This is a genomic window from Parasphingopyxis sp., assembly GCF_052168275.1.
Lineage (GTDB): Bacteria > Pseudomonadota > Alphaproteobacteria > Sphingomonadales > Sphingomonadaceae > Parasphingopyxis.
In genome coordinates this window covers 24707-33413 of the sequence record NZ_JBQLZM010000070.1, presented here as the reverse complement: position 1 = coordinate 33413, position 8707 = coordinate 24707, and the positions used below count along the sequence as shown (strand labels likewise).

General features: G+C 67.6%; 6 protein-coding genes and 1 tRNA gene. 4 read left to right on the top strand and 3 right to left on the bottom strand.

Annotated features, from left to right (window positions below; genetic code table 11):
• Positions 1–241: 241 nt before the first annotated feature.
• Positions 242–982 carry an LCCL domain-containing protein gene (locus ACTS1X_RS06205; RefSeq protein WP_442613513.1) on the top strand — a complete coding sequence of 247 codons (741 nt, stop codon included), beginning with the start codon at positions 242–244 and terminating at the stop codon, positions 980–982.
• Between the two features lie 30 nt (positions 983–1012).
• Here ACTS1X_RS06205 and ACTS1X_RS06200 read toward each other — a convergent pair whose 3' ends face one another.
• Positions 1013–2581, bottom strand: a complete 1569-nt coding sequence (locus ACTS1X_RS06200) for a phytoene desaturase family protein (RefSeq protein WP_442613512.1) — start codon at positions 2579–2581, stop codon at positions 1013–1015.
• A 71-nt stretch (positions 2582–2652) separates the two neighbouring features.
• Between ACTS1X_RS06200 and ACTS1X_RS06195 the strand changes: the two genes are divergently transcribed.
• Positions 2653–3360 carry an esterase/lipase family protein gene (locus ACTS1X_RS06195; RefSeq protein WP_442613511.1) on the top strand — a complete coding sequence of 236 codons (708 nt, stop codon included), beginning with the start codon at positions 2653–2655 and terminating at the stop codon, positions 3358–3360.
• 6 nt (positions 3361–3366) lie between these two features.
• On the opposite strand, the gene ACTS1X_RS06190 is transcribed toward ACTS1X_RS06195, so the two are convergent.
• A complete protein-coding gene (locus ACTS1X_RS06190; protein WP_442613516.1) occupies positions 3367–3762 on the bottom strand; it encodes an acyl-CoA thioesterase in 396 nt (131 codons plus the stop codon).
• A 266-nt stretch (positions 3763–4028) separates the two neighbouring features.
• The gene (locus ACTS1X_RS06185; protein ID WP_442613510.1) at positions 4029–6188 is read right to left on the bottom strand and encodes a S9 family peptidase; all 2160 of its coding nucleotides are present in this window, start codon (positions 6186–6188) and stop codon (positions 4029–4031) included.
• 186 nt (positions 6189–6374) lie between these two features.
• Here ACTS1X_RS06185 and ACTS1X_RS06180 point away from each other — a divergent pair, with 186 nt between their 5' ends.
• Both ACTS1X_RS06180 and ACTS1X_RS06175 read left to right on the top strand, forming a co-directional pair.
• Positions 6375–8171 (top strand): aminopeptidase P family protein, encoded by a 1797-nt coding sequence (locus ACTS1X_RS06180; RefSeq protein WP_442613509.1) that lies wholly within the window; start codon positions 6375–6377, stop codon positions 8169–8171.
• Positions 8172–8567: 396 nt separating this feature from the next.
• A tRNA-Thr gene (locus ACTS1X_RS06175) sits at positions 8568–8642 on the top strand.
• Positions 8643–8707: the final 65 nt, after the last annotated feature.

Below are 8707 nucleotides of genomic sequence, written 5' to 3'. Positions count from 1 at the left end.
CTTCGCTGGCCAGCGTTTCACTGTCTTCGAATTCCCACCATTCCACTTCGATCATTGTATCGGGCTCCGCTCGATCCGGTTCGTTTCCCGCCCCTCATAACCGCTATGGCGGCGAAGGCCAGAGCCCGGCGCGATTTGCGGGACGCGGATCGTCGGCCGACGGTTTCGCCGGGCCGGCCGGGCTTGCCCCGAGGCAGGTAAGCGGTGCACAATGCCGTTCGTACAGCCTGGGAGGGGTCTCATGAAACGTCCGTCGAAAGCAGCTCTGTCGATTGTCGGAGCCGCCGCGCTCGGTCTGGCCGCCTGTGGCGGCACCGGGGAATCGGCCGCCGAAGAACCGGTCGAGGAAGCGCCGCCGCTGGCCGATGCCTGCCCGGAACGGGTGCAGGACATGCGCGGTTCGGCCGCGCCCTTCACCTGCTCCTGCACGGCCGAGGCCGCCGAAGCCGGAACGGTATGGGGCGCCGGGCCCTATTCGGACGATTCCGCGGTCTGCCGGGCCGCGATGCATGCCGGGCTGCTCGGCGACGAACCCGTCAACGTGACGATCAACTTCCTGCCGGGGCGGGACTCCTACACGGCCTCCGAAGCCAATGGCGTGCAGACTTCCGAATGGGGCGGCTGGGGCGGCAGTTTCGCCTTCGAAGGCGCCGAACTCGGCGAACCGGAGGACGAGGCCGCCGCCGAGGCCTGTCCGGATAACGCGCGCGACCTGCGCGGCACCGAGGAGCCGGTGAAGTGCAGCTGCAGCGCCGAAGCGACGGCGGCCGGCTCGGTCTGGGGTACGGACATCTATACCGACGATTCGAGCATCTGCCGCGCGGCGGTCCATGCCGGCGTTATCGGCGGCGATGGCGGCGATGTGACCGTCACCCTGGTCGAGGGCCAGGAAAATTACGCGGGATCGGCGGCGAACGGCGTCGATTCGCGCGATTACGGCGCCTGGTCCGGCAGCTTCGCGTTCGACGATACGAAGGACTGAGCGAGGCCGCGTCGGGAGGCGGCGCGACCTTCAGATAATCCGGCCGTCCCGGATGATCGCGCTCGCCGCGTTGCGGCCGGGCCGCCCGGTCACCCCGCCGCCCGGATGCGCGCCGGCGCCGCACAGATAGAGGCCGGGCATCGGCATGCGGTGATCGGCGATCCCGAGCAGCGGCCGCATCGCCCAGAGCTGGTCCAGCGACATGCGGCCTTGGAAGATGTCGCCGCCGATCAGCCCGAAGCGGCGTTCGAGATCGAGCGGCGAGAGCGCCATCCGGCCGACGATGCCGGCGCGGAAGCCGGGCGCGTGCGCCTCGACCGTGTCGAGGATGGCGTCGACGGCGGCGTCCCTGTGCGCGTCCCAGTCGAGCGCCGGATCGAACTGCTGGCAGAACAGGCTGGCGACATGCGCGCCGGCCGGGGCGAGGCTGTCGTCGAGCGTCGAGGGGATCAGCATCTCGACGATCGGCCGTTTCGACCAGCCGTCGGCGCGGGCGTCGTGAAAGGCCCGGTCCATATAGTCGAGGCTCGGCGCGATGATGATGCCGCTGGAGAGATGCGGGCCGGGTTCGGGCAGGCAGGCGAAGCGCGGCAGTTCGGCAAGCGCGACGTTCATCCGGAAGGTGCCCGATCCCGAGACGTGGCGCTCCATCCGCGCGCGCAGCGCCGGGTCGAGCGCGCCGGGCTCGACCATTTCGAGCAGCAGCCGCTTGGGATGGACGTTGCCGATCACGATATCGGCGCGGATCCGGTCGCCCGCGACGGTTTCGACGCCGTCCGCCTTGCCGTTCGCGATCAGTATCCCGGCGACCGGCGTGTCGGTCCGGATCGTCACGCCTTCCCGCGCGCAGGCCGCAGCCATCGCCTGGGTGATGGCGCCCATTCCCCCGATCGCATGGCCCCATTGGCCGGGCTGGCCGTCGGTCTCGCCGAAGACGTGGTGGAGCAGCACATAGGCCGATCCCGGCGTGTCGGGGCTGTGATACGCGCCGACGACGCTGTCGAAACCGAAGGCGGCCTTGACCGGGTCGCTCTCGAAAAAGCCGTCGAGAAATTCGCGCGCCGAGCGGGTGAACAGGTCGACCGCGTCGCGCTGCGCCTCGAGCGGCAGTCTGAGCGCCGCCCGCGCTTGGCCGACCGCACGGAACAGGTCGCCGATCCCGCCGCCGGCATTGGGCGGGATCGTCCCCGCGAGATGGCGCAGCAGCCCCGCCACCGCGCCGAGCCGCCGCTCGTACTCGGGCAGCATCGCCGCGTCGCGCTGCGAGAATTTGGCGACCTCTCCCGCGCTCCGCCCGCCGCCCATGATCAGATAGCGTTCGCGATCGAGCGGCAGGAAGTTGGAGACCGGCCGCTGGACGATGGCGAGGCCGTGCTCGGCCAGCCGCATCGCCCGCGCGATATCGGGATCGAGCAGGCCGACGGTGTAGCTCGCCGTCGAGTTGCGGAACCCCGGATGGAATTCCTCGGTGACCGCCGCGCCGCCGACGATCCCGCGCGCCTCGAGCATCTCGACCCGATAGCCGGCGCGCGCCAGATACCAGGCGCAGACCAGCCCGTTATGCCCCGCCCCGATGATGACCGCGCTGCGCTTCGCCATGGCGCCGTTTGTGGAGCGACGCCCGCGAAAGCGCAATTGAAGGTTAAGCTTATCGCTGTAATAAAAGCGTCATGAACGAGGCCCGCCCCATCCCGACCGACGCGCCCGCGCTGCCCAGCCTGCGCAGCTTTGCCGGCGAAGGCGTCGCGCTGCTCTCGGCCGTCCGCAAGCGCGGCGTCAACGCGGAGGCGGCCCGGGGCTTTGCCGGCGACGGCCGTCCGGTGCTCGTCCTGCCCGGCTTCCTCGCCTCCGACCAGTCGACGACGCGCCTGCGCCGGACGCTGGAGGCGGCCGGCTATGCCGCGCATGGCTGGGGCCATGGCATCAATCTCGGGCTGAGCCGGGGCCTGTTCGGCCGGCTGAACGACGCGGTCCTCGGCCTCGCCGAAGCGGCGAACCGGCCGGTCGCGCTGGTCGGCTGGAGCCTGGGCGGCGTCTATGCGCGCGAGCTGGCCAAGGTGTCGCCCGACGCGGTGCACCAGGTGATCACGCTCGGCAGTCCCTTTTCGGGCGACCCGCGCCACAACCGCGTCTGGCGTCTCTACGAGCTGATCGCCCGCTATCCGGTCGACCGGCCGCCGATAGACGTCCGCCTCCACGAGAAGCCGCCGGTGCCGACGACCGCGCTCTGGTCCCGCCGCGACGGCGTGATCCCGGCCGATTGCGCGCGCGGCGCGGCGGGCGAGGCCGACCGGACGATCGAACTCGATTGCCGGCACATGGACTTCGCGTCGGACCGGCGCGCGCTCCGCGCGATCCTCGGGATATTGGCGCGATAGGCCCGCTCAGCCGTCCGCCAGAAACGGCGCGGCGATTTCGGGCGTCACCCGGACCGGCCGCCGGCTGGCCGTGTCGAGCATCGCCCAGGTCGTCTTGGCCCGGATGCACGGCTTCCCGTCCGCGCCGGTGAATTCCATGTAGCGGTCGAAGCGCGCGCCCCGGGGCGGCTCCTCGATCCAGGTCGTGCCGGTCACGACATCGCCCTCCAGCGCTGGCCGCAGATAGTCGATCTCGTGCCGGGTCACGACCCAGATATAGGCGTCGACATGCTCGGGCGCGGCGGCCGCCTCCCAATGCGCGATGGCGAGGTCCTGGATCCACTGGACCCAGACCGCATTGTTCACATGGCCGAGTATGTCGATATGCTCGGGGCGCGCGGTGACGGTGTGGGAGAAGGACATGCCAGTCACTAATAATACTTTAGTAGAAAGTCGCACCCTTATTGGGCGAACGCCTTGCTTCAGGCAAACCGATCACCCGAGTTTCCTCGACTTGAAGATCGCTGATTTCCAAACTGTCCGCGTATTCTTTCCGAAGCCGTCGGAATATCGTTCGTCGTGCCCGATCTTCGTTCAGGGATATGATCCAGCGGCCGGCGTAGAAGCCCTGTAGTTCAGGGTCATTCTTCACCGTTCCATGGATCATGAAATGATAGCAGCGAAGCAACCTACTCCTCCACCCCGAGCTGCGTCAGCATGAAGGCCATCGCCTGGGCCTCCTCGCGCAGCGCCTGGAAGCGGCCCGACTGGCCGCGATGGCCGGCGCCCATATTGGTGCGCAGGATGGTGAGGTCGTCGTCGGTCCGCGTCGCGCGCAGCCGGGCCGTCCATTTGGCGGGCTCCCAATAGGTGACGCGCGGATCGTTGAGCCCCGCCGTCACCATGATCGGCGGATAGTCCTGCGCGCTGACGTTATCGTAGGGCGAATAGCTCTGGATCAGGCGGAACGCGTCCGGATCGGTGATCGGATTGCCCCATTCGGGCCATTCGCCCGGGGTAAGGGGCAGCGTATCGTCGAGCATCGTGTTGAGCACGTCGACGAACGGCACCTCGGCGACGACCGCGCCCCAGAGCTCGGGATCGGTGTTGGCGACGACGCCCATCAGCTCGCCGCCCGCCGATCCGCCCGAAATCGCGATCCGGCCCGGGCTCGTATAGCCCTGCGCGATCAGGCCGCGCGCCACGTCGACGAAATCGTTGAACGTGTTGGTCCGCCGCTCGAGCTTGCCGTCGAGATACCATTGATAGCCGAGATCGTCGCCGCCGCGGATATGCGCGATGGCGAAGATGAAGCCGCGATTGGTGAGGCTCAGCTGCCGGGTCGAGAAGCTCGGCGGGATCGCATAGCCATAGGCGCCATAGGCGTAGAGATGGACGGGCGTGTCGGGTCCGATCTCGGTATCGCGCCGATAGACGAGGCTGACCGGCACCATCGCGCCGTCGCGCGCCTCGATCTCGAGCCGCTCGGTCGCATATTGGCCGGCGTCGTACCCGGACGGGACCTGCTGGACCTTGAGCGCGGTCAGCTGGCCGCTGGCGAGATCGTAGCTGTAATCGGTTTCCGGGGTGACCATCGATTCATAGCCGATGCGGATACTGTCGACGTCGAACTCCGCCACGGGGCCGAGGCCGGCGTCGTAGCTCGCTTCGGGAAATTCGATGCGGCGGATCGCATCATCGTCATATCCGCGGATCTCGACCTGATCGAGCCCGCGCTCGCGCAGCTCGAGGACGTAGAAATCGGCGAAGGTCGTGAGGCCGGTCAGGTAGATGTCGTCGGACCCGGCGATCAGCTCGGTCCAGGCGCCGGGGTCGGTGACCGGCGCGGTGACGACGCGGAAATTCACATGGTTGTCATTGGTATGGATATAGAGCGTATCCGCGCGTTCCTCGACGTCGTAGAGCCGGTTGGTCTCGCGGGGCGAGACGAGGATCGGTTCTGCGGTCGGGTCGCTGAGCGGCACGAGCCGCGCTTCGCTCGAGACGTTGTCGCCGGCCGAAATCACCAGGAAACGCCGGGACTGGGTCTGATCGATGCTGAGCTGCATCCCTTCCTCGGCCTCGCGAAATATCTCGCGATCCGCGTCGGCCGCCGTGCCGAGATGATGCAGCATGACGACTTTGGCGCGCCAGTTCTCGTCGACGGGCGTGTAGAAGACGGCGTCCGAGTTGGCCGACCAAATGATGCTGTTGATCGTGTCGGCTATCGTATCGGGCAGATCTTCGCCGGTCGCGAGGTCGCGAAAGCGCACCACGAAGCGTTCCGATCCGTCGGTATCGGTCGAATAGGCGAGCAGCCGGGCGTCGGGGCTGACCGCGATCGTGCCGAGGCTGAACTGTTCATGGCCCTCGGCCAGCGCATTTTCGTCGAGCAGCAGCTCGTCCTCGCCGCCGGCGCGCGGGCGGCGATACCAGAGCCGGTATTCCTGGCCCTCGTTATAGGCGTACCAATATTCGTAATCCCCGTCGGGAATCGGCACGCTGGCGTCATTCTCCGGAATCCGCCCGCGCATCTCGGTATAGAGCGTGTCGATCAGCGCCTGGTGCGGCGCCATGACCGCCTCGAAATAGGCGTTTTCCGCGTTGAGATAGGCCAGCACGTCCGCGTCGTCGATTTCCGGATAACCCTGGTCCTTCATCCAGTGATACGGGTCCTCGACGGTGATGCCGTGCATCGTGAAGCTGTGCGGGCGCCGGTCGGCGACCGGCGGTTCGGGCAGGGTAGTGGCGGCGGTTTCGGGCACGGACGGACTTTCTTCCTGGGCGAGGACGGGGACGGGGGTGGCGAGCGCGAGCAGGCTGACGGCGGCGATCAGGGAGCGGGACATGGAAGGGCCTTTCGCAACGGGTGGATCGGCGCTCTCTAACCGGATAAGCAGGCTGGCGAAACCACATTCCGCTTACCCTGAGCCTGTCGAAGGGTTGCCCTTTCCTTTTCGACTCCAGGGACGAAAAGAACAGGGCTTCGACAGGCTCGGCCCGAGCGGAAATTTGACAAGCGAAAGACCGGAAAAATGTCCACCTATGAAGACCGCCTTACCGCCCTGCGCGCCGAGCTTGCGAACCGCCAGCTGACCGGCTTCGTCGTGCCGCTCACCGACGAGCATATGAGCGAATATGTCGGCGCCTATGCGCAGCGCCTCGCCTGGCTGACGGGTTTCCAGGGGTCGGCCGGTTCGGCGGTCGTGATGCCCGAGGACGCCGCGATCTTCACCGACGGGCGCTACACGATCCAGGTCCGCGAACAGGTGGACGGCAGCCATTGGGAATATGTCGGCGTCCCCGCGACCAGCATCGCCGAATGGCTGGGCGCGCATGCCGATAGCGGCGCGCGGATCGGTTACGATCCCTGGCTCCACACCCGCCAATGGGTGAAGGCGGCGGAAAAGGCGCTGGCCGAAAAGGGCGCCGAACTCGTGCCCGTCGACACCAATCCGATCGACGCGATCTGGCCGGATAAGCCCCTGCCGTCCGACGCCAAACTGATCGTCCACGAGGACGGTTATGCGGGCAAGTCCTCCGCGCAGAAACGGCAGGACATGGCCGATGCGATGGCGGAGAAGGGTGTCGACGCCGCGGTGCTCGCCGCCCTCGATTCGATCGCCTGGACGCTCAATGTCCGCGGCGCGGACGTCGATCACACGCCGGTCGCGCTCGCCTATGCGATTGTCCACAAGGACGCGACGGCGGACCTCTACGTCGATCCCGACAAGATGAGCGACGATGTGCTCCGCCATCTCGGCAACGGCGTGCGCGTGCACGAACGCGGCGCGTTCGAAGGCGCGCTGGCCGGGTTGAAGGGCCGGAAGGTGATCGCCGATCCCGAACGCGCGGTCTCCGCCATCTTCCAGGCGCTCGACGATGCCGGGGCGACGATCCTCGCCGAGCAGGAGCCCGCGGTGCTGCCCAAGGCGATCAAGAATGCCGTCGAGCTGCAGGGCGCGCGCGACGCGCACGAGCGCGACGGGGCGGCGCTGGTCCGCTTCCTGCACTGGCTCTCGCTCGAGGCGCCCAAGGGCGGCGTCACCGAGATTTCGGCCGCGCGGCGCCTCCAGCAGTTTCGCGAGGAGAGCGATCTGCTGCGCGACCTCTCCTTCGACGCGATATCGGGCGCGGGCCCGCACGCCGCGATCCCGCATTACCGCGTGACCGAGGAATCGAGCATCCCGCTCGAGATGGACCAGATCTACCTGGTCGATTCGGGCGGCCAGTATCCGGACGGCACGACCGACGTGACGCGCACGGTGATCGTCGGGACGCCGACCGACGAGATGCGCGATCGGTTCACGCGCGTCCTCAAGGGCCATATCGCGCTCGCCACCGCCGTCTTCCCGCAGGGGACGCGCGGCACCCAGCTCGACAGCTTCGCGCGGCAATATCTGTGGGCCGCGGGCCTCGACTACGGCCATGGCACGGGGCACGGCGTCGGCAGCTATCTCGGCGTGCATGAGGGGCCGCAGCGGATCAGCGCGGCCAACTATCCGGGCGCCGGCTGGGACGAGCCGCTGCACGCGGGGATGATCCTTTCCAACGAGCCCGGCTATTACAAGGCCGGCGAATACGGGATCCGGATCGAGAATCTGGTCGCGATCGAGGAGCGCGCGATTCCGGGCGGGGAGGCGGTCATGCTCGGCTTCGAGACGCTCACCTTCGCGCCGATCGACCGCGCGCTGATCGACACGGACCTGCTGACCCCGGCCGAGCGGGACTGGGTGGACGGCTATCATGCGGACGTGGTGGCGAAGATCGGCCCGCATCTCGACGATGCGACGGCGGCCTGGCTCGGCGAGGTCTGCGCGCCGCTCGACTAGCGGGACGGCCCGGGCGCGCCGACGGGCCCGAAGGGTGCGGATCGGCGGTACGAGGTTGCGGAAGGTGCCCGAACGTTGCGCCCGGCGGGCCGCGTCGGGCGGGTAGAGCCCGGAAAACCGTGCATGGCGGGGTCCAGGGCTGGCGATGCCCGTCCCCTTCGCCAACTTCGGACCGCCATGTCAGTCCTGACCGCGTTTTTCGTCCGTCTTCTGCTCGCGCGCCTGGCCCTTGCGGCGGCGCAGATTCCTGCGCAGCTCCTCGGCCAGCCGTTTCGCGCGTTCGTCCTTGTCGGTCATCGCGCGACAGTGCCGTTTTCCGGCCGATCTGCCAAGCCAATGCTTGACAAAATGCGCCGTTGACCGCCATAGGCGCGCCCTGCCAGAATTTCCGGCAACGCTGCTGTAGCTCAGTGGTAGAGCGCACCCTTGGTAAGGGTGAGGTCGAGAGTTCAATTCTCTCCAGCAGCACCATTTCCCGCCCGAAACGAACCGCTTGGACCGCGAAAACGGTCAATAAAGTCTTTACCCGTCGTCTA